General features: G+C 66.7%; 20 protein-coding genes and 2 tRNA genes. 15 read left to right on the forward strand and 7 right to left on the reverse strand.

Annotated features, from left to right (window positions below; translation table 11 throughout):
- From C454_RS16605 to C454_RS16635, 7 genes are all read left to right on the forward strand, one after another.
- Positions 1–2,064 (forward strand): ATPase, T2SS/T4P/T4SS family (locus tag C454_RS16605; RefSeq protein ID WP_160163087.1); only part of this gene is annotated, 2,064 nt, incomplete at its 5' end.
- A complete protein-coding gene (locus tag C454_RS16610) occupies positions 2,065–4,107 on the forward strand; it encodes a type II secretion system F family protein (RefSeq protein WP_004977425.1) in 2,043 nt (680 codons plus the stop codon).
- The gene (locus tag C454_RS16615) at positions 4,107–4,601 is read left to right on the forward strand and encodes a DUF7287 family protein (protein ID WP_004977426.1); all 495 of its coding nucleotides are present in this window, start codon (positions 4,107–4,109) and stop codon (positions 4,599–4,601) included. The genes C454_RS16610 and C454_RS16615 overlap by 1 nt, the downstream gene beginning before the upstream one ends.
- Positions 4,595–5,230 (forward strand): DUF7288 family protein, encoded by a 636-nt coding sequence (locus tag C454_RS16620; protein WP_004977427.1) that lies wholly within the window; start codon positions 4,595–4,597, stop codon positions 5,228–5,230. The genes C454_RS16615 and C454_RS16620 overlap by 7 nt, the downstream gene beginning before the upstream one ends.
- On the forward strand, positions 5,218–6,210 hold the full coding sequence (locus tag C454_RS16625; RefSeq protein ID WP_004977428.1) for a DUF7261 family protein: 993 nt from the start codon (positions 5,218–5,220) through the stop codon (positions 6,208–6,210). Before C454_RS16620 ends, C454_RS16625 begins: the two co-directional genes overlap by 13 nt.
- Positions 6,207–6,722 carry a DUF7266 family protein gene (locus C454_RS16630; protein ID WP_004977429.1) on the forward strand — a complete coding sequence of 172 codons (516 nt, stop codon included), beginning with the start codon at positions 6,207–6,209 and terminating at the stop codon, positions 6,720–6,722. Before C454_RS16625 ends, C454_RS16630 begins: the two co-directional genes overlap by 4 nt.
- On the forward strand, positions 6,719–7,495 hold the full coding sequence (locus tag C454_RS16635) for a DUF7289 family protein (RefSeq protein ID WP_004977430.1): 777 nt from the start codon (positions 6,719–6,721) through the stop codon (positions 7,493–7,495). The genes C454_RS16630 and C454_RS16635 overlap by 4 nt, the downstream gene beginning before the upstream one ends.
- 33 nt (positions 7,496–7,528) lie before the next feature.
- On the opposite strand, the gene C454_RS16640 is transcribed toward C454_RS16635, so the two are convergent.
- Positions 7,529–9,040: a DUF7289 family protein gene (locus C454_RS16640; RefSeq protein ID WP_004977431.1), complete on the reverse strand. Its 1,512-nt coding sequence runs from the start codon at positions 9,038–9,040 to the stop codon at positions 7,529–7,531.
- A gap of 157 nt (positions 9,041–9,197) precedes the next feature.
- Here C454_RS16640 and C454_RS16645 point away from each other — a divergent pair, with 157 nt between their 5' ends.
- Positions 9,198–9,938, forward strand: coding sequence for an HNH endonuclease (locus C454_RS16645; protein WP_004977433.1), 741 nt, complete (start codon positions 9,198–9,200; stop codon positions 9,936–9,938).
- Between the two features lie 489 nt (positions 9,939–10,427).
- Here C454_RS16645 and C454_RS16650 read toward each other — a convergent pair.
- Positions 10,428–10,499 (reverse strand) — tRNA-Ala (locus tag C454_RS16650).
- Between the two features lie 100 nt (positions 10,500–10,599).
- Positions 10,600–11,241 carry a VRR-NUC domain-containing protein gene (locus C454_RS16655; protein WP_004977434.1) on the reverse strand — a complete coding sequence of 214 codons (642 nt, stop codon included), beginning with the start codon at positions 11,239–11,241 and terminating at the stop codon, positions 10,600–10,602.
- 125 nt (positions 11,242–11,366) lie between these two features.
- Here C454_RS16655 and C454_RS16660 point away from each other — a divergent pair, with 125 nt between their 5' ends.
- Complete coding sequence (locus C454_RS16660) at positions 11,367–11,579, forward strand: hypothetical protein (RefSeq protein WP_004977436.1); 213 nt, start codon at positions 11,367–11,369, stop codon at positions 11,577–11,579.
- A gap of 308 nt (positions 11,580–11,887) precedes the next feature.
- On the opposite strand, the gene C454_RS16665 is transcribed toward C454_RS16660, so the two are convergent.
- A tRNA-Ala gene (locus C454_RS16665) sits at positions 11,888–11,959 on the reverse strand.
- 244 nt (positions 11,960–12,203) lie between these two features.
- On the opposite strand from C454_RS16665, the gene C454_RS16670 reads away from it, so the two are divergent.
- Genes C454_RS16670 through C454_RS16685 form a run of 4 tightly spaced genes read left to right on the forward strand, consistent with a single transcriptional unit; the run spans position 12,204 to position 14,682 of the window.
- Positions 12,204–12,671 carry a 30S ribosomal protein S15 gene (locus tag C454_RS16670; protein ID WP_004977438.1) on the forward strand — a complete coding sequence of 156 codons (468 nt, stop codon included), beginning with the start codon at positions 12,204–12,206 and terminating at the stop codon, positions 12,669–12,671.
- Positions 12,672–12,675: 4 nt separating this feature from the next.
- Positions 12,676–13,791, forward strand: a complete 1,116-nt coding sequence (locus C454_RS16675) for a hypothetical protein (RefSeq protein WP_004977440.1) — start codon at positions 12,676–12,678, stop codon at positions 13,789–13,791.
- Positions 13,788–14,030, forward strand: coding sequence for a KEOPS complex subunit Pcc1 (locus C454_RS16680; protein ID WP_004977441.1), 243 nt, complete (start codon positions 13,788–13,790; stop codon positions 14,028–14,030). Before C454_RS16675 ends, C454_RS16680 begins: the two co-directional genes overlap by 4 nt.
- The gene (locus C454_RS16685) at positions 14,023–14,682 is read left to right on the forward strand and encodes a 30S ribosomal protein S3ae (RefSeq protein WP_004977443.1); all 660 of its coding nucleotides are present in this window, start codon (positions 14,023–14,025) and stop codon (positions 14,680–14,682) included. The genes C454_RS16680 and C454_RS16685 overlap by 8 nt, the downstream gene beginning before the upstream one ends.
- A 114-nt stretch (positions 14,683–14,796) precedes the next feature.
- Here the strand turns inward: C454_RS16685 and C454_RS16690 are convergent, their stop codons facing one another.
- Positions 14,797–15,243, reverse strand: coding sequence for a cupredoxin domain-containing protein (locus C454_RS16690; protein WP_004977444.1), 447 nt, complete (start codon positions 15,241–15,243; stop codon positions 14,797–14,799).
- 165 nt (positions 15,244–15,408) lie between these two features.
- Here C454_RS16690 and C454_RS16695 point away from each other — a divergent pair, with 165 nt between their 5' ends.
- Complete coding sequence (locus C454_RS16695; protein WP_008092815.1) at positions 15,409–16,080, forward strand: protein sorting system archaetidylserine synthase; 672 nt, start codon at positions 15,409–15,411, stop codon at positions 16,078–16,080.
- A gap of 28 nt (positions 16,081–16,108) precedes the next feature.
- Here the strand turns inward: C454_RS16695 and C454_RS16700 are convergent, their stop codons facing one another.
- The gene (locus tag C454_RS16700; protein WP_004977446.1) at positions 16,109–16,384 is read right to left on the reverse strand and encodes a DUF7111 family protein; all 276 of its coding nucleotides are present in this window, start codon (positions 16,382–16,384) and stop codon (positions 16,109–16,111) included.
- A gap of 111 nt (positions 16,385–16,495) precedes the next feature.
- On the opposite strand from C454_RS16700, the gene C454_RS16705 reads away from it, so the two are divergent.
- Positions 16,496–16,819, forward strand: a complete 324-nt coding sequence (locus tag C454_RS16705; protein WP_004977448.1) for a hypothetical protein — start codon at positions 16,496–16,498, stop codon at positions 16,817–16,819.
- A gap of 3 nt (positions 16,820–16,822) precedes the next feature.
- On the opposite strand, the gene C454_RS16710 is transcribed toward C454_RS16705, so the two are convergent.
- Positions 16,823–17,965, reverse strand: coding sequence for an acyl-CoA dehydrogenase (locus tag C454_RS16710; RefSeq protein ID WP_004977450.1), 1,143 nt, complete (start codon positions 17,963–17,965; stop codon positions 16,823–16,825).
- Positions 17,966–18,054 lie beyond the last annotated feature (89 nt).

Genomic DNA, 18,054 nt, shown 5'->3' on the forward strand with positions numbered 1-18,054 from the left:
AGCCCGCTCAGAGATGTGTATAAGAGACAGGCCCGACCCGAACCGGCGGTCCTCGCCGACGACGCCGACGACCTGAACGACTACCAGGTGCGAAAACTCCAGTACTACCTCCGCCGCGACTTCATCGGCTACGAGCGCATCGACGGCATCAAACACGACATCAACGTCGAGGACATCTCCTGCGACGGCTACAACTCGCCGGTGTTCGTCTACCACTCCGACTACGAGCAGATCATCTCGAACGTCTACCACGGCGAGGGCGAACTCGACGACTTCGTCGTGAAACTCGCCCAGCGCTCCGGGAAGGGCATCTCGAAGCGCCGCCCGCAGGTGGACGCGACGCTCCCCGACGGGTCGCGCGCGCAACTCACCCTCGGTCGCGAGGTGTCGGACCACGGGACGAACTACACCATCCGCCAGTTCAAGGACGTCCCCTTCACGCCCATCGACCTCATCAACTGGTCGACGTTCTCGCTGGAGGAGATGGCGTTCCTCTGGCTCTGTATCGAGAACGACAAGAGCCTCATCTTCGCGGGCGGCACGGCGTCGGGAAAGACCACCTCGCTCAACGCCGTCTCGCTTTTCATCCCGTCGAACACGAAAATCGTCTCCATCGAGGACACCCGCGAGGTCGAACTGCCCCAGCGTAACTGGATCGCCTCCGTCACCCGGCCGTCGTTCGCGGACGACGACAAGGGCGACGTGGACGAGTTCGACCTGCTCGAAGCCGCGCTCCGCCAGCGCCCGGACTACATCGTCATGGGCGAGATCCGCGGCGAGGAGGGTCGGACGCTGTTTCAGGTCATGTCCACGGGTCACACCACCTACACGACGTTCCACGCCGACTCGGTCGGCGAGGTGCTCAAGCGGTTTACGACCGCGCCCATCAACGTCTCGAAGACGATGTTCACCGCCCTCGACCTCGTGTCCATCCAGACCTCGACGCGGGTCGGCGGCAACAAGGTGCGCCGGAACAAGTCGCTCACCGAGATCAACCACTACGACCCCGAGAACGACGAGATAAACGTCCAAGACGTCTACCAGTGGCAGGCCGAGACCGACGAGTTCCTCCAGATGGGTTCGTCGAACACGCTCGAAGAGATCAAGTTCGACCGCGGCTGGAATCAGGAGACGCTCGAACTGGAGATTTTCAAGCGACAGGTCATCCTCGCGTACCTCATCGACCGCGGGCTCAACACCTACACGCAGGTCGCGGCGACGTTCCAGGCGTTCATCAACGACCAGGACACCATCCTCGGGCTGATGGCGACCGACGACCTCGAACGGAGCCTCGAAGACCTCCGGGAGATGGAGTCGGTCCACATCAACATCGACCCCGAGAGCGAGGCGATGGTCCCGCGACCCGACCCGCCGGAACACGTCCGAAAGCTGGCGAAGGAAATCCTCCGCCGGGCCGAAGACGAACTGTTCCCCGACTACCGCGACCGCGACGTGGGCGAGGTCGCGGAGGCGCTCAACCACATGCGCGACGAGCCGGACGTGGAGGCGACGCCCGGCGAGCGCGGCGAACTCGACTCGCTCGACGCGTCGACCCGAGACCCCGAACTCGACGAGGGAGACGACCGCGACGAACTGGACGCCGGCGACGAAACCCCCGAAATCGAAGGCGACGACGGGCCGTCCTCGCTCGACGGCGAGGACGAGACGCCGGCGCTGGAGGCGGGGCGCGACGAGGCGGACGCGGACCGCGAGGGCGACGAGCCGACCGGCTTCGGCGACACCAGCGGGGCGTTCGGCTTCGACGACGCGCCCTCCTTCCCCGACTCCGACGGCGACGACCCGGACCTCGACGACTTCTTCGGCGCGTTCGGTATCGACGACGAGTCGGACTCGGCCGCGGCTTCGGACGGCACGGCGGGGCGAGGCGAACCCGACAGGGCCGCCCCCGACGATGAGGCCGACGCCGACGACGCGGCCGACGACCAAGACGCGGCCGACGAGACGTGGGGCGGGTTCGAGGCCGCCGAGGCCGACGACCCACACGAGGGCGACGAGGCCGACGACGCGGGCGCTCGCGGGGCCGACTCCGGAGAGGGCGAGTAGATGAGCAACCTCGATTCGAAGACCTCGGGCGGTCTCGACCGCAGCACCGACACCCTCGGCGACGCCTTCTACCCGCTGTTTCAGCTCATCTTCGACGAGGACGGCGAGTTCGTCGCCGACATCGAAGAAAAGCTGCAGCAGGCGCGGATGCCCGACACCGTCGAACTCTACCTCTCGCGGGCGCTCGCGGTCGGCGTGCTCGTCGGCCTCGCGCTGTGGCTCGTCGGGATGGTCGTCGGCTACGGCGTCTTCGCGCTCGGCCTCGTCTCGGCGGACTCGCTGAGCCTCGGCATTCCGGTCGGAAGCGAGTCCACGGCGGCCACGCTCCGGTCGCTCGCGATGCCCGCGGCCGTCGTCCTCTCGGGGCTCTTCTTCGGGTCGCTCGGCTTCGCAGGCGGGTTCGGGACGCTCGTTGCGATTCCGTACTCGACCGCGTCCGCCCGCAAGCGCGAGATAAACATGCTCCTGTCGGACTCCATCTCGTTCATGTACGCCCTTTCGGTGGGCGGGCTGAACCAACTGGAGATTCTGGAGGCGATGGCGCGCGCCGAAGACACCTACGGCGAGGTCTCCCGGGAGTTCCAGAGCATCGTCCAGGAGACGGAGTACTTCGGCACCGACTACCGAAACGCCATCCGCCAGCAGGCGATTTTGACCCCCTCGGACGACCTCTCGCAGTTCCTGACGGACATGCTCTCTATCGTCAACTCCGGCGGCAACATGCAGGGCTTCCTCGACGACAAGAAGGACAAACACCTCCGGACCGCGAAACAACAGCAAGAACAGACGCTGGAGACGATGGAACTATTCGGCGAGATGTACATGACGCTCTCGCTGTTTCCGCTGCTTCTCATCATCATCCTCGTCATCATGAGCATGCTCGGGGAGGCCCAGTCGAGGCTGCTGTACGCGACCGTCTACGGGCTCATCCCGCTGACCGGCGTCGGCTTCCTCGTCCTCGTCTCGACGGTCAAGCAGGACGAAATCGGCGACGGCTTCCTCAGCCCCGAAGACGAGAGCGACCGCCTGCAGGGCCAACAGCGCGAGGGGCTCGTCCACATGGGGCTCGTCGAGAGCTACGTCGGCGAGTTCAGCCTCTTTTCGCGCATCAAATCCCGCGAGGGGACGTTCAAGACGAAAGAACTCCTGCGCCGCCCGCATCTGTTCTTCAAGCGGCATCCGCTTTTCACCCTCGCGCTGACGGTGCCCGCGGCGCTCTCGCTCCTCGCCGTCTCCGTCGTCGAAGGTGCCGCCCCGACGACGTGGGACGGGATGGTTTCCAACCCCGTCTGGGGGACGTTCATCTGGTTCTACGTCCCGGTCTACCTCGTCGCGGTGCCGCTCGCCGTCTTCCACGAGTGGAACGTCCACTCGCGGGCGGCCATCACCGGGAAGCTCTCCGACAACCTCCGAAAACTGTCGAGCGCGAACGACACCGGCCAGACGCTCCTCGAGTCCATCAAGACCGTCTCGGACACCTCCTCGGGGAAGCTCGCCGACGAGTTCGAGGTGATGTACGCGAAGGTCCACTACGGGATGAGCCTCAAGGAGGCGCTCGTCGAGTTCAACAACAAGTACCACATCCCGCGGCTCGCCCGGACGGTCAAGCTCATCACGAAGGCCCAGGAGGCGTCGAGCCAGATAACCGAGGTCCTGACGACGGCCGCGCAGGCCTCCGAGAACCAAGACGACATCGAGCGCGAGCGCATCTCGCGGACCCGGATGCAGGTCGCAATCATCCTCATGACCTACGTGACGCTGCTGGCGGTGATGGCCATCCTGAAGACGCAGTTCCTCGACGTGATGGCCGGCCTCTCCTCGCAGGCGTCGAGTTCCGGCGGCGCGACGACCGGTGGCCCGAGCTTCGGCGGCGGCATCGACCCCGACCTGCTGTCGCTTCTGTTCTTCCACGGCGTCACCATCCAGGCGATGCTCTCGGGGTTCATCAGCGGCTACATCCGCAACGCGGACCTCCTCTCGGGGGTCAAGTTCGTCGTCATCCTCCAGACGCTCTCGCTCGCGGTGTGGATGGTGGTCGGCTGATGCGGCGACGCGGCCCGCCGGACGACCGACGCGAGACGAGCGGCCGGAGCGCCCGCGCCCAGACGACCATCGACTTCGCCGTCGGCGTCGGCATCTTCCTCCTTGCGGTCGCGTGGGTCGTCGGCACCATCCCGCAGATTCTCGACCCCTTCGAGGCCGAACAGGACCGCCCGCTCGTCGCGAACCGCGCCGCCGACTCGCTCACCCAGCGCCTGCTCGTCGACGACGAGAATCCGGACGTGCTCGACGCGGTCTGCACCGAGGCGTTCTTCGACGGGGACCCGCCGCCCGGCGACTGCGACTACGGGAGCGCCGACCCCAACGCCGCGACCGGAATCGACGCGTCCTACGGCCTCAACGTCACGCTCTCGCGGGGTGGGACCGTCGTCGAGACGACCGGCGAGCCGGTCTCGACAACCCGGAGCGTCGTCGCCGCCCGGCGGGCCGTCCTCCTCGACGGCGAACTCCACGAGCTATCGGTGAGGGTGTGGTGACCGTGTCTCGCGCACAGGCCCACGCGCTCGAAGCCATCGTCGCCGCGATGGTGCTCCTCGCCAGCGTCACGTTCGCGCTGCAGGTGACCGCGGTGACGCCCCTGACCGCGAGTACGTCGAGCCAGCACATCGAGAACCAGCAGGCCGCCGTCGCCGACGGCGTCCTGACGGCGGCCGCCGAGACCGGCGCGCTGAAGCGGACGGTGCTGTTCACGCACCCCGAAAACGGGAGCTTCTACGGCATCGACGCGCGCGGCTACTACGTCGACGGCGGCCCGCCGACCGCCTTCGGGGCGATGCTCGACGAGTCCTTCTTGGACCGCGGCATCGCGTTCAACGTCTACGTGCACTACCTCCGCGACCGAGAGGTCCGCCGGACGAGCCGACTCGTGTTCATGGGTGAACCGAGCGACCACGCCGTCTCGCGGACTCGGGTCGTGACGCTCGCGGACGACGACGCGCTGACCGAGCCGGGAACGTCGCCGGGCGGCGAGCCGCGCGCGGTCGAGACGACCAAGACGCTCGAATCGGTCGCCGCCGCGAGCGACGAGACGTATTTCATCCAAGACGGGAGCGCGGGGCCGCTCTACGGCGTCGTCGAAGTGGAGGTGGTCGTATGGCGGATGTGACCGACTCCTTCGAGCGCGCGAGCGACGAGGCGACGGGAGCCGCGCGCTTCACCGGCGACGACCGCGGCCAACTGATGCTCGTCGCCGCGCTCGCAATCGCGGTCCTCCTCGTCGGTCTCGCGCTGACGCTCAACACCGCGATTTACACGGAGAACCTCGCCACGCGGACGACCGATACGAGCCTCGACGGGGCGGTGAGCCACGGCCGCACGGTCGAAGCCGGCGCGGGAGTCCTCCTCGACGAGACCAACCGCGAGGGCGGAACGTACGCCGAACTCGCCGGCTCGTTCGACGAGACGTTCGGCAACTGGAGCGACGCGGCCGCGACGCTCGCCGCGGTCAGGGGAGCCGCGACGAACGCCTCGCGCGTCGACCACGTCGAGGGCACCCGAATCTCGCAGACCGACGCGGCGCGGAACTTCACGGACGGGAGCGAGTCGACCGACTGGACGCTCGCGAGCGACGTCGGCGTCCGCGGCGTTCGGTTCAACGTCTCGCGCGACTCGCTCGCGACGAGTAGCGGGTCGGCGTTCGAACTCGTCGTCGACGACGGGACGAACGTCGTCGAGACGGAGGTCTACCGGAATTCGACGCGGGCCTTCGTGACCGTCGAGGACGCCGGCGGGACGCGGGCGACCTGTAGCGTGGCGGCCGACGCGGGCGATTACGTCACGATTGACGTTGCCGACGGCCGACTCAACGGGACCGCCTGCGACCCGCTCGACGCGGTCCACACCGACCTCGACGGCACGGTCGCGGTCTCGTACCGGAACGCCGTGCAGGCCGAGGGGAGCTACGAACTGTACGTGAACGAGACGAACGCGACGGTGTTCGACGCGGCGAAGTACGCGTCCGCCGAGAGCGGGTCGTCGCCGGTCGCAGAGCAGGCGCTGTACGCCGTCACCGTCTCGTACGTCTACGAGACCGGCGAGACGTACGTCTACCGAGAGCTTCGGGTCGCGCCGGGTGAGATTGCGTGACGCCGCCGACGGCTCCGGACGGACGCGGGGACCGCGTTCGGCGCGGGAGCCGCGCCCGCGCCCGCTCCCGCTCCCGTTCGACCGACCGCGGCGTCTCGACGGCGCTCGGCTACGTCCTCACGCTCTCCATCACGGTCGTTCTCATCTCGGGGCTGTTGGTCGCCGCCGGCGGCTTCGTCTCCGACGAGCGCGAGCGGGTCACCGAGACGGAACTCGACGTGGTCGGAAACCGGCTCGCGGCCGGCGTCGAATCGGTCGACCGAATCGGGGCCGCGCCGGGCGAGTCGCGGGTCGAGGCGACGGTTCGACTGCCCCCGAGGGTCACCGGCACGACCTACTCCATCGAGGTGGTGTCGGGGTCGCCGAACGAACTCGTGCTCACTTCGACCGACCCCGAAGTGACGGTTCGCGTCCCCGTCTCGACCGAGACCTCGCTGACCGCGAGCCGGGTCGACGGCGGCGACGTGACCATCACCTACGACCCGTCGTCGGGGCTGGAGGTGAGCTCGTGAGCGACCGCGCGGTGAGCGACACCCTCGGGTTCGTCTTCGTCTTCGCCATCGTCCTCTCGATGGTCGGTCTCGTGTCCGCCGTCGGGATGACCGGTCTCCAAGACGCCCGCGACGTGGAGCGCGTCAACAACGCCGAGCGCGCGCTCGACATCCTCGGCGACAACATGGAGGACATCGCCGACCGCGGCGCGCCGAGTCGGGCCACGGAGGTGAAGCTCCAGGACGCCCGCCTGACACTCGACCGCCCCGTCGAGTTCGTCGTCTCCGGGGAGTTGACGTCGGACCCGTCGGTCAACTTCACGAACACCTACGACGTCTCGCCGGTCGTCTACGCGGCCGATTCAAGCGACGAACGAGTGGTCTACGCGTTCGACGCGCTCCTCAGGACCCGCGGCGACAGCGGGACGTTCGTCCGGCGACCGTCGTTCGTGCTCACCGAAGAGCGGGTGTTGATTCCGGCGTTCGTGACGCGCCCCGACGAGGAGGCGACGACCTCGGTCGGCGGGTCGGGGACGTTCCTCATCCGAGCCGACAAGGCCGCGAGCGACGTGTTGGCCGCGCGGACCGACGGGCAGTACGACGTGAATCTAACCGTTCGCTCCCCGCGTGCGGCGCTCTGGCGCGCGGAGCTATCGAGCCGTCCCGACGTGACCTGCGACCCGGTCGTCCCGGCCGCGACGCCCGACGGCTATCCGAGCGTCTCGTGTTACGTGAACGGGGCCGACCGCGTCTACGTCGTCTCGACGTCGGTCGATATGACGTTCGCCGACTGAGGATAGGACGCCGCCACGGCCGGCTCCGGTCGCTCACTCGACGTCGACTTCGACCTCGTTTTCGGTGACGTGCAGGAAGGTGATGAACTGGCCGCCCTCGGCCTGGTCGTAGACGAGTTCGCCGCGCGAGCCTGCCTCGTCGACGCTCTGGCTGTTGCCCGGACCGTCCGTGACGGTCAGTTCGAACTGCGGCGCGGCCAGCGAGAAGTAGTGGTTGACGACGAAGTCCATCCGAGCGGTGTCGCCGTCGGCCTTCGAGAACGTCTGGCCGCCGTCGGCGTCGTGCTCGTCGAAGGTGACGCTGTCGTAGGCCTCGCCGTCGACGATTTCGGGGGCGAACTGCCACTTGTTCTGGTTGCCGAAGCCCTTGTCCGACTGGATGTCGCCGTAGGTCATCGTCTCCGAACTCGTGAAGTCGACGGTGAGTTCGGGGGTGCTGGCCGTGCAGTCGATGCTCACCGCGTCGCTCGTGTCCGGGTCGAGGTCGGTCGCCTGCCAACCGTGGTACCTGCCGTCCTCGGTGGCGTAGTAGAGCGTCAGGTCGAACGTGCCGTCGTAACTCCCGCTCTTGCACTTGTCGTCCGCCTGCACGTGGAGTTCGAGGTCCTTCTGGTCGCCGTCGTAGTACATCCCCCACTCCATGTTCTGGAGGTGCTGGTCGTTCGAGAGCGTGAGCGAGAACGCCGAGACGTTGTGGTTCGCGGCCATCCCGCGCACGTCGACCGACGTGCCCTCGTTCGGCATCTGGAACTCGCCGACGAGCCCGAGCGTCTCCAGTTCCACGCTCGCGGTCTGATTGGTGTCGTCGACCGTCACGGTGCCCTCACTCCGCGACTCGAAGAACGAGGCCCAACCGCGGTAGTGGTCGCTGTGGACCGTCACGACGACCGTCCCGTTGCTGACGGGGTTGTCGAAGGTGGCCGGTATCGTGTCGTAGCTCGCGGTGTCGTTGGGGTAGACGCGCCGAGCGCGCTCGGTCGCCGAGACCCTCGCGGACACGTCGCCCGACGCGGACCCGTCGCCGGCGACCCGAACGACCGGAAGCGTCAGCGTCGCGCCGCGGTAGTGGAACTCCGGCGGCGAGACCATCGTCGTCCCGCCGTCCTGCGTGCGCCAGACGCCGCCTCCTTCGTAGGCGATTCGGGCGTCGCCGTCGCGGTACTCGACGCTCCCGAGCGACTCGTTGTAGAGCTCTTGGTCGTCGCCGGCGTCCGTGTAGTTCTCGTGCGTGACGCGTATCCAGCCGGTGTCGTCGTCGACGACGTAGGTGCCGCCGCCGGTCCCGCCGAGGTCGACGAACTGCGTCTCTCCCTCGCCGAGCGCGGAGATGGCGACCCGCGAGTCGAACAGCGTCATCGAGTGCTCGGCGCGCGTCAGTTGGGACTCCTGTTTCGTCTCCTCGAGGGCGACCCCGCCGAGCGCGACGACGGCGGTCGTTCCGGCGACCGTAATCGCCAACAGGAGAACGACCGCAATCGGCGAGGTCTGCGCCGTCCGGTCTCTGACGACGCGATAGACCAGTGGAACACGGGGACGACCGCTCATTACCTGACTGAAGGCGACGCGGGGTGAAAACCTCGCGGGGTACCTGACAGTCTGGTAAGTGGAACCGTTCGCTGGGGCTGACCTGCGCCGCGTCGACCGGTTCCGTGTCAAGGAAAACGAATTTCACCGGGATACGAGACAGACAGACGAGTGACCGATGTCGGAGGACGCCGAGACGACGACCGGGCGGACGACGCGAAGGCGGAGAACCATCGACCGCGAGCGGATATTTCGCCGCGACGACTACACGTGTCAGAACTGCGGGCGCGAGTACGACGAGGGCTCGAATATCTTGGAGGTCGCCCATCAGCGCCCGGCGCGGGATTTCGAGAACTCCAACGATGCCGACACCCCCGAGAACCTCGTCACGCTGTGTCCGAACTGCCACCGGCGGTTCGACATGGGCGAACTCGGCGACAGAATCGCGTCGAGCCTCCAGCGCGACTTCCGCGAGCGGGCGAAAGCGAGAAACCACGCGAGCACGGTCGAGGCGTTCGCGGGCGACGCCATCGAGATAACGAAACTGAACGTCCTCATCGCGAGCGTCTTCGGGACGGGCGTCACGGTGCTCCTCCAAGCGGACGTCGTGACGGACGTCTCCGCGTTGGTGAACTTCGGCGTCGGGTTCGGCGGACTCGCGTGGGTGCTATCCACGGGGTTCACCCTCTTGGCGTATCATTCGTGTCGCACCTCGGGAGCGAGTTCCAGCGCCATCGAGGAGGTCCTGGAGGGCGGCGACGACGACGAACTCCCCGAGGAGACGACGAAGATATACTACCGAAACGCCAGGCGAATCGGCATCGCAATCGGCCTGACGCTCAGCTGCGTCCTCCTGCTCATCGCGGGAATCGCCCTCGCGGCGACGGGTGATGGTGGGCTCGCGGCGCTCGTCGGGTAGATAGCGTGTATTGACCGATAGAGCACCCACAGGCGAGTCCCGATTGGTTCATCACCCGGTTCAATTGCCGGACTCACCGGGAGTCCCGCGAGCAGAACGAGACGGCACTGCCGTCTCGCATGACATGCGGGCGACTCGCGGGTCGCCCGCAGACGGAGCGAGTGGGACGTCGGCGAGTCCACGAACGACTGAAGGGAACGAAGTGACCGAAAGGAAGTGAGTGGACTCACCGGGATTTGAACTCACTCGCAACGCTCCGCGTTGCTCGCTGCTCAAATCCCGTCTCGAACAGACATCAATACAGTCGATACACGCCGCTCGCTACGCTCGCCGGTGGTATCGACAGAAGTTGATGGGCTCGCCGGGATTTGAACCCGAAGGAAGACGTGCTCGCTCACACGGTTCGCTGCGCGCGACTTCCAGGGCTTCAAATCCACGCGCTCGCTGCAGCGAGCGCTCTGCTCGCCATTTCTTCACTCCGTTCAGAAATGGACTCGCCGGGATTTGAACCCGGGGCCTCTCCCATGCCAAGGGAGTGATCTACCCCTGATCTACGAGCCCTCAAACGCAATCATTCATTCCCCGGTCGAATAAATAAGGGCTTCGAATCGTTCGACTGCTGTGGGGTGCGGACACAGATCGCATTCCGTCGGGGCCTTGCCTACGCGGGCCGAACTTCACAAACGTACACATCCGTGAACAGGTTTCGGAACGTCCCCATCCAATGCTCTTGGGTGTCCTGAAACTGGTCTGTGTGTGCTTTGACTTCCACGAGAACCGGGCCGCCGAACAGCTGTTGGTCGATACCAACGAGGTCTGGTGCGCCGGAGAACCCGAGTGCCTCACGCAAGCGCTCGAGGGGTTCGGTTCGGTCGAATATTTCGGTGAGAACCGTTTCAGACGTGTCGGTCCGCATCGGTCCGGCGATTTCGCGGAGGCCCCGTTCAATCGCGTCCGCGAATCTGACACGTGAAAATCGACCGTGTTCGTCCAGATTGTCGGTCTCCCACGCCGACTCTACGAATTGTTCGCCGTCGAGGACGGGATGATTCCGCGTGCTGTCGATATTGATGACGAGGCCGCCGAGACACTCGGTGAGGTAGGTCGAAACCAAATCCTCGGCGTTGACTGCATCGCCCTCGTAGCAATACTCGTACGTTTCCGGCGATTCGAACGACCCCGGGTACGACGCCGTGTCCGTCGCCCAATCCTTCTCTAGGTAGGTTCGCCCCTCCCCCTCGATTGTGCTGGTCCCCGTCAACCGCCTGAAAACGAGTTCATACTCGCCGGCTCCGTATTGCATCGTGTAACCGCTGTCGGCGTTATCCCGTATTGGCTTGTTGGAACGGCCGAGACGCGTTCCGAACGTTTCTCCGCTCCCGGCAACGAACCGACTCGTTTTTTCCGTCGCTGACGGAACGATTCGGTATGACTGACGACGACGCTCCCGAAGTCCCGGTCGTGTGCGAGGCCTGCGACACGACCACGCGCGTTTCGCTCTCCGAGGTCGCGGACGCCATCGAGCGACACAACGAACAGGTCCACGACGGGGACGACATCGCGCAGGTCGACCCCGAAATCGTCAAGCACGTGACCGACCTCGCGGCGAAGGACATGAGCGTGTTCGAAGACGAGGCGTGAGCCGCGGGAGGCGCTGGCGCGCCGCATCGGCTCTTTTCAGCCGCGGTAGCTCGGATACCGATTGCCGGACTTGTGGGACACCCGTAGCGGGGCAAACAGCTGACCCGGAATCCACCAGTTGTTCGAGTGCGAGTCCACGAACGACTGACGGAACGAAGTGACCGAAAGGAAGTGAGTGGACTCGCCGGGATTTGAACTCACTCGCAACGCTCCGCGTTGCTCGCTGCTCAAATCCCGTCTCGAACAGACATCAATACAGTCGATACACGCGGCTCGCTGCGCTCGCCGGTGGTATCGACAGAAGTTGATGGACTCGCCGGGATTTGAACCCGGGGCCTCTCCCATGCCAAGGGAGTGATCTACCCCTGATCTACGAGCCCGCATCCTCCGATAGCCGTCGCCCGTTTAGAAGCCCTTCGATTCCGACCGAGGCGAGTTGAGGCCGAGTCGAATCCGAGTCGAAACGGTTTAACCCGGCGCGCGTGGACAACCCGATGGGAATCCAGCACGGCCGCAAATCTGACTCGCCCGGTTCGGGCTTGGGATTGCGGTAGTGCCCCAGCAGTCGGTGAGACGACTGCGGGGTACTCGTTTCTGCGGTCAGTGCGGTTCCAACCCGCAACAATGGCACGAATGCACACCCGCCGCCGTGGCTCGTCCAGCTCGGACAAGCCGGTGGCAGACGAAGCACCGGAGTGGAGCGACGTCGACGCGGCTGACATCGAAGCCCGCGTCGTCGAACTTGCAGAACAGGGCAAGGACCCGAGCCAGATCGGCCTGTCCCTGCGCGACGAAGGCGTCAAGGGCGTTCCCGTCCCGGACGTCAAGCTCGCCACGGGCAAGAAGGTCACCACCATCCTCGAGGAGAACGACGCCGCAGGCGACCTCCCCGAGGACCTCCGTAACCTCATGGAGCGCGCCGTCCGTCTCCGCGAGCACATGGAGGAGAACCAGCAGGACAAGTCCAACCGTCGCGCCCTGCAGAACACGGAATCGAAGATTCGTCGCCTCGTCTCGTACTACCGCGGCGACAAGCTCGACGACGACTTCACCTACAGCTACGACGTCGCTGTCGAACTCCTCGAAGAATAACTGAATGTCCGTGAGCCCCGCCGAACAGACACCCGCCGCCGACGCCGCCGCGACGCTCCGCGAGGCGACGTTCGTTCGCCTCCGCGTCAGCGCGAGCGGTGCCGCCGTCGCGGCCGCCGGTGTCATCGGCCGGGCGCTCAGGACACTCGACGTCCCCTTCCGCATCCGCGCGACCGACGCCCCGGACACTGTCGCAAACGACGACGTTGTGGCAGTCGTGGGCCTGTCAAACGCCGATGCGGACCTCGAACTCGACCCGACCGACGCCGTCTCTATCGTCCGCGAACTCGGGGTCGACCCCGACCCGGCGGTCGCGCTGGCCGGCTTCCACACCGCCGGCGTAGCCCCGGACGACGACCTCGCGGACGCCGCGGCCGACGCGGGCGTCGAAGCCGGACCCGGCGTGGCCGTCCCGACGGGCGACCTCGCAGACGGGCTGGCGCACTCGACGTTCGTTCACGCGTCGTTTTCGGCCGACAGGGAGCGCGCGCAGGCGACGCTCGCCGAACTGTCGCTCCCGGCCGAACTCGACGCGGACGCCCGCAGACGCGTCGCCTCCCTCGTCGCCATCGACGCGACGACCGGCGAGGCGACCGCCCGAGCGGCGACCGCCGTCGAGCGCGTCTTGCGCTCGGAGGCGACCCCGAACGGGCCGTTCGAAACCGTCGGCGGCTTCGCCGACGTGCTCGACGCGACCGTCCGGGAGTCGCCCGGAACCGCCGTCGCGCTGGCGCTCGGACACGGCGTTCGAGACGCGGCGCTCGACGCGTGGCGCGACCACGCGCAGGCGACCCACGGCGCGCTTCGCGAGGCGACGACGGGACGCTACGAGAGCCTCTACGCGCTCTCCTGTGACCTGTCGTCGCCGGGGCGACTCGCCACGGTGGCGAGGCTCGCCCGCGACTTCCGCTCGCCCGAGCCGACCGTTCTCGCGGTCGGCGTCGGTGCCGCGGCCCTCGTCTCGACCGGCCCCGCCGGACTGGACGAGGACCTCGCCGCGGCCGCGGACGAACTGCCGGACGCGTCCGCGACCGGGTCGCCGTCGGAGGCGACGATGACGTTCGACTCCGCGGCGGAGCCGAGCGACGTCGTCGCGGCCGTCAGGGAGGTGCGCCGATGACGCGGCGCTCGACCCTGCGGACGACCCACGACGACCCCGGCATCGTCGCCGGCGCGCTCGAACCGGACAACACGGAGTCGATGCGCACCCGAGTCGAGGGGGACGAACTCATCACCACAATCGAACGCGATTCGACCGGTGGCCTGCACGCCACGGTCGATGACTACGTCGTCAACGTGACGGTCGCCGAGACCGTCATCGAAGCCACACGAACGCACACAGACACTAACCATGAGTGAACGATCCGTCTCCAAGCAGAAGCGCGGAAAGCGATGGTACACCGTCATCGCTCCCGAGAATTTCGACCGTAAGGAACTCGGTTCGACCTTCGCGGACGAACCCGAGAAGATCAACGGTCGCACCGTCGAGTCCACCCTCGGCGAACTCAACGACGACCAGGGCGCGAACAACGTCAAGCTCACGTTCAAGATTACCGACGTGGGCAGCGACGCCGCCTACACCGAGTTCATCCAGCAGGAGCTCACCCGAGACTACCTCCGTAGCCTCGTCCGCCGCGGCGCGTCCAAAATCGAGGCCAACGTCACGGCTATCACCAAGGACGACTACCGCGTCCAGGTCCAGCCCGTCGCCTTCACCACGAAGAAGGCCGACCGCAGCCAGGAACACGAGATTCGTCGCATCATGACGAAGCTCACCCGCGAGGCCATCACGGGCCACACCTACGACGCGCTCACCGAGAGCGTCGTCGAAGGTCGCCTCTCGTCGGCCATCTACGGCGACGCGAAGGTCATCTACCCCCTGCGCCGCGTCGAGGTCAAGAAGTTCTCCCTCGAAGCCCGCCCCGAAGAGGTCGAGGCCGAAGAGGAAGCCGCCGTCAGCGTCGACGAGGACGACGTCGCAGTCGACGTCGACGAAGAGACCGAAGCGTAAGCCCGTCTCGCCGACGGCCCGACTTCGAATTTCGACTTTTTCGCGATAGCGCGCGGAGCGAGAGCCACGCCGCTCTCGGCCGTTGGATCCCGGGCGCGACGGTACGCGCCGAGTTTACTCCTCGGCGACGATGGTGCCGACCATGCCGGCTTGCTCGTGGGGGATACAGAGGTACTCGTACTCGCCGGGCACGTCGAAGGTGTACGTGTAGGTCTCGCCGCTCCCGATGAGCCCGCCGAGCGAGTTAGAGTAGGCGTCGCGGGCGGCCTGCTCGGTCTCGTAGTCCCCGCTGGCGAAGAACGCGGCGTCCTCGGGAAGCGTGCCCTCGTAGGCGGTAACGGTGTGGCCGCGCGAACTCGTGTTCCGCCAGACGACCTCGTCGCCGACCTCGACGGTCAGCGTCGGCGGGTCGAACGCGACCGCGGTCATTCCGATGTCGAAGTCGTCGCCCGAAGCCATCAAGGTCGCACAGCCCGCGAGGCCGGTCGTCGCGGCCGCTCCGGCCGCCGCGAGGAACTGACGCCGCGTCCGACCGTCGTCCGAGGACCCGTGGTCTCGCATAGTCGCCTCTCGGGACGCGACCGATAAATGTCGCATGGTTCGCTCGCCGAACCGCCGAATCGACCGTGACCGGCCGGAACGCCGCCGGTTCGAGGTCGGTTCGCGGGGGCGCCCACCGACGGACGGAACGTAAGAGGGAAAGGGAAGGTACGCAATCGCATCGGTATGAGACCCCGATTCGTCGGTCGGTTGGGGCCCGCCGACGTGGTCACCGCCGGGAACGCGGCGCTCGGATTCGTCGCGGCGGTGCTGACCGCGGTCGACGTGCGCCTCGCGGCCAAGGCCATCCTGCTCGCCGCGATGGCCGACGGCCTCGACGGCGTGGTCGCCCGGCGCTACGGGGGAACCGACGCGGGGCCGTACCTCGATTCCCTCGCTGACGTGGCCTCCTTCGGCGTCGCCCCCGCCCTGCTCGTCGTCACCGTCGTCCGCGAGATGTGGGGCTTCGACCGGATTCGGGTCGTCGCCGGCGTCGCCGTCGCCGCGCTGTTCGTCGCGGCCGCGGTCGTCAGACTGGCGCTCTACACCGCCTACGACAGCGGCTCCGACGAGACGGTCGGCGTGCCGACGACGCTCGCCGCGACGATTCTGTCGGCGGGCGTCCTCGTCGGCTTCGTCGAGCCGATGTTACTCGTCGTCCTCTCGGCGGTTATGGCCGCGCTCATGCTCTCGGACGTGACCTACCCGGACCTCCACGCGCAGGACGCGCTCGTCATGGGCGTGGTGCAGGGCCTCGCCATCGTCTGCTCGGGGACGCTCGGGCAGGGCTTTTCGTTCGGCTTGCTGTTCTTGGCGCTCGGCTACCTGTTTTTGGGGCCGCGCTTCTACTGGGGCTAATCGGCGCGGCGAGAGCCGCGCGCTAGAGTCACATCCCCATGTCGGCCGCGTCGTCCGGGACCGGCAGGTCGTGCGGCGAGACGCCGAGGAGCTCCGCGGCGTGGTCCAAGGCCATGTCGAAGCCGTAGTAGCGTTCGAGTTCGTCGCCGTCGGCGGTCGGGCGGACTTTCAGCATGGCGTAGCCGTCGATGTTCTGGGCCACGGCGGCGGTTCGACCGTCGCGGTCGAATTCGAGGACGCGCTCGGAGTCGGTGACGTAGTACCGCGCGGTGACGCCGTTCGCTTCTTTGGTTGCGTCGGTCATGCGAGGCGCTAGGGAGTAGGGACTGTCTAAACTACCGGTTCCGGTGGGAGAGTCGTCGCGGCGGGCCGGCGGAACGAAAGTGACGTGTGTGTCTCCGCCGAGGGGTGAGCTATGTGGTTTCAGAGCGGCCGCCGGCGCGACCTTTGTGCCATCCTCTACGAGGCGGGCGAACTCCGCGGACAGAAGCTGAAGACCCGACTGGAACGCTACTACGACCTCCGAATCGACCCCCAAGCGTTCTACGGGACGCTCGACGCGCTCGTCGAGGGGGACCACCTCGAACGGCGAACCGAGGGAATCTACGACGTGTACGGCCTCACCGACGCGGGCGCAGACCGGGTCGAATCGTACCACGCGTGGCTCGCGGAGCGGGTCGAAAACGGAGCGCGCCGGGTGGCCGACACAGCCGACGCGGACGAATCGGTCGTCGACTGACGGCTACTTCTGGAGCCAGTCGCCGATGGTGTTGCGGAGAATCTCGCTCGTCCCCTCGTAAATCTCGTTGAGCTTCGCGTCGCGGTAGTAGCGCTCGGCGGCGAAGTCCTTGGTGTAGCCGTAGCCGCCGTGAATCTGGATGCCCTCGTTCGCCACCTCGCGGCTGATTTCGCTGGCGTAGAGCTTCGCTTGCGCGGCCTCCTTGATGAACGTCTCGTCGCGCATCTTCAGGTCCGCGGCCTTATGCATGAGGAGCTTCGCGGCCTGGACCTTCGTGTCCATGTCGGCCAGTTTGTGCTTGATGGCCTGGAAGTCGCCGATGGGCTGGTCGAACTGCTCGCGCTCGCCGGCGTACTTCACGGCGTCGTCGAGGGCGGCGCGGGCGATACCGATAGAGCGCGCCGCGATGGTGATGCGGCCGCCGTTGAGCGTCTTCAGCGCCTGCACGAAGCCGTCGCCCTCGTCGCCGAGGAGCCGGTCCTCGGGGATGCGCATGTCGTCGAAGCGGAGTTCGGCGGTCGGACAGCCCTTGTCGCCGAGTTTGTGCTCCGTGCCCTCGACGACGAAGCCGTCGTCCTCCTCGGGGCGGACGACGAACGACGAGATGCCCTTGTTGCCCGCGTCGGGGTCGGTCTTGGCGAAGACGACGACGGTGTCCGCGACCGAGCCGTTCGAAATCCAGAGCTTGCCGCCGTCGACGACGTACTCGTCGCCGTCCTTGACCGCCGTGGTCTCCATGGCCGGCACGTCGCTGCCCGCGCCGGGTTCGGAGAGCGCGAACGCGCCGATGTCGGTGCCCTCGTTGACCGGCGTCAGGTAGGTCTGCTTCTGGTCCTCGTTCCCGAACTCGTAGAGCATGTTGCCGGCGAGGCTCGTGTGGGCGGCGACGATGGTGCCGAGGCCGCCGGAGCCGCGGGAAATCTCTTCGAGACCGATGGCGTAGGAGTGATAGTCGAGGCCGGCACCGCCGTACTCCTCGGGGAAGGGCATGCCCATCAAGCCGAGTTGGCCCATCTCGCGCACGAGGTCGGCGGGGAACTCGTCGGTCTCGTCTATCTCCGCCGCGCGAGGTTTGACCTCCTCGTCGACGAACTCCGAGACCATGTCCTTGATTTGCTTCTGCTCCGCAGTGAGCGCGAAGTCCATACGTGAGTCTGTCATCGACTATGCTTATGATTTTCTCCTGCGCCGTCTCGGCCGTTTGAGCGTGGACTCCCCCACGAGACTTTTTATCC

This window comes from Haloferax gibbonsii ATCC 33959, from assembly GCF_000336775.1.
Taxonomy (GTDB): domain Archaea; phylum Halobacteriota; class Halobacteria; order Halobacteriales; family Haloferacaceae; genus Haloferax; species Haloferax gibbonsii.

Bases quoted from the DNA above. Each gene is read 5' to 3' on its own strand.
- C454_RS16640 (WP_004977431.1), bottom strand. From the start codon at position 9,040: ATGAGCGGTCGTCCCCGTGTTCCACTGGTCTATCGCGTCGTCAGAGAC.
- C454_RS16685 (WP_004977443.1), top strand. From the start codon at position 14,023: ATGAGTGAACGATCCGTCTCCAAGCAGAAGCGCGGAAAGCGATGGTAC.
- C454_RS16695 (WP_008092815.1), top strand. From the start codon at position 15,409: ATGAGACCCCGATTCGTCGGTCGGTTGGGGCCCGCCGACGTGGTCACC.
- C454_RS16655 (WP_004977434.1), bottom strand. From the start codon at position 11,241: ATGCAATACGGAGCCGGCGAGTATGAACTCGTTTTCAGGCGGTTGACG.
- C454_RS16680 (WP_004977441.1), top strand. From the start codon at position 13,788: ATGACGCGGCGCTCGACCCTGCGGACGACCCACGACGACCCCGGCATC.
- C454_RS16615 (WP_004977426.1), top strand. From the start codon at position 4,107: ATGCGGCGACGCGGCCCGCCGGACGACCGACGCGAGACGAGCGGCCGG.
- C454_RS16625 (WP_004977428.1), top strand. From the start codon at position 5,218: ATGGCGGATGTGACCGACTCCTTCGAGCGCGCGAGCGACGAGGCGACG.
- C454_RS16675 (WP_004977440.1), top strand. From the start codon at position 12,676: ATGTCCGTGAGCCCCGCCGAACAGACACCCGCCGCCGACGCCGCCGCG.
- C454_RS16645 (WP_004977433.1), top strand. From the start codon at position 9,198: ATGTCGGAGGACGCCGAGACGACGACCGGGCGGACGACGCGAAGGCGG.
- C454_RS16660 (WP_004977436.1), top strand. From the start codon at position 11,367: ATGACTGACGACGACGCTCCCGAAGTCCCGGTCGTGTGCGAGGCCTGC.
- C454_RS16690 (WP_004977444.1), bottom strand. From the start codon at position 15,243: ATGCGAGACCACGGGTCCTCGGACGACGGTCGGACGCGGCGTCAGTTC.
- C454_RS16700 (WP_004977446.1), bottom strand. From the start codon at position 16,384: ATGACCGACGCAACCAAAGAAGCGAACGGCGTCACCGCGCGGTACTAC.
- C454_RS16710 (WP_004977450.1), bottom strand. From the start codon at position 17,965: ATGGACTTCGCGCTCACTGCGGAGCAGAAGCAAATCAAGGACATGGTC.
- C454_RS16610 (WP_004977425.1), top strand. From the start codon at position 2,065: ATGAGCAACCTCGATTCGAAGACCTCGGGCGGTCTCGACCGCAGCACC.
- C454_RS16670 (WP_004977438.1), top strand. From the start codon at position 12,204: ATGGCACGAATGCACACCCGCCGCCGTGGCTCGTCCAGCTCGGACAAG.
- C454_RS16705 (WP_004977448.1), top strand. From the start codon at position 16,496: ATGTGGTTTCAGAGCGGCCGCCGGCGCGACCTTTGTGCCATCCTCTAC.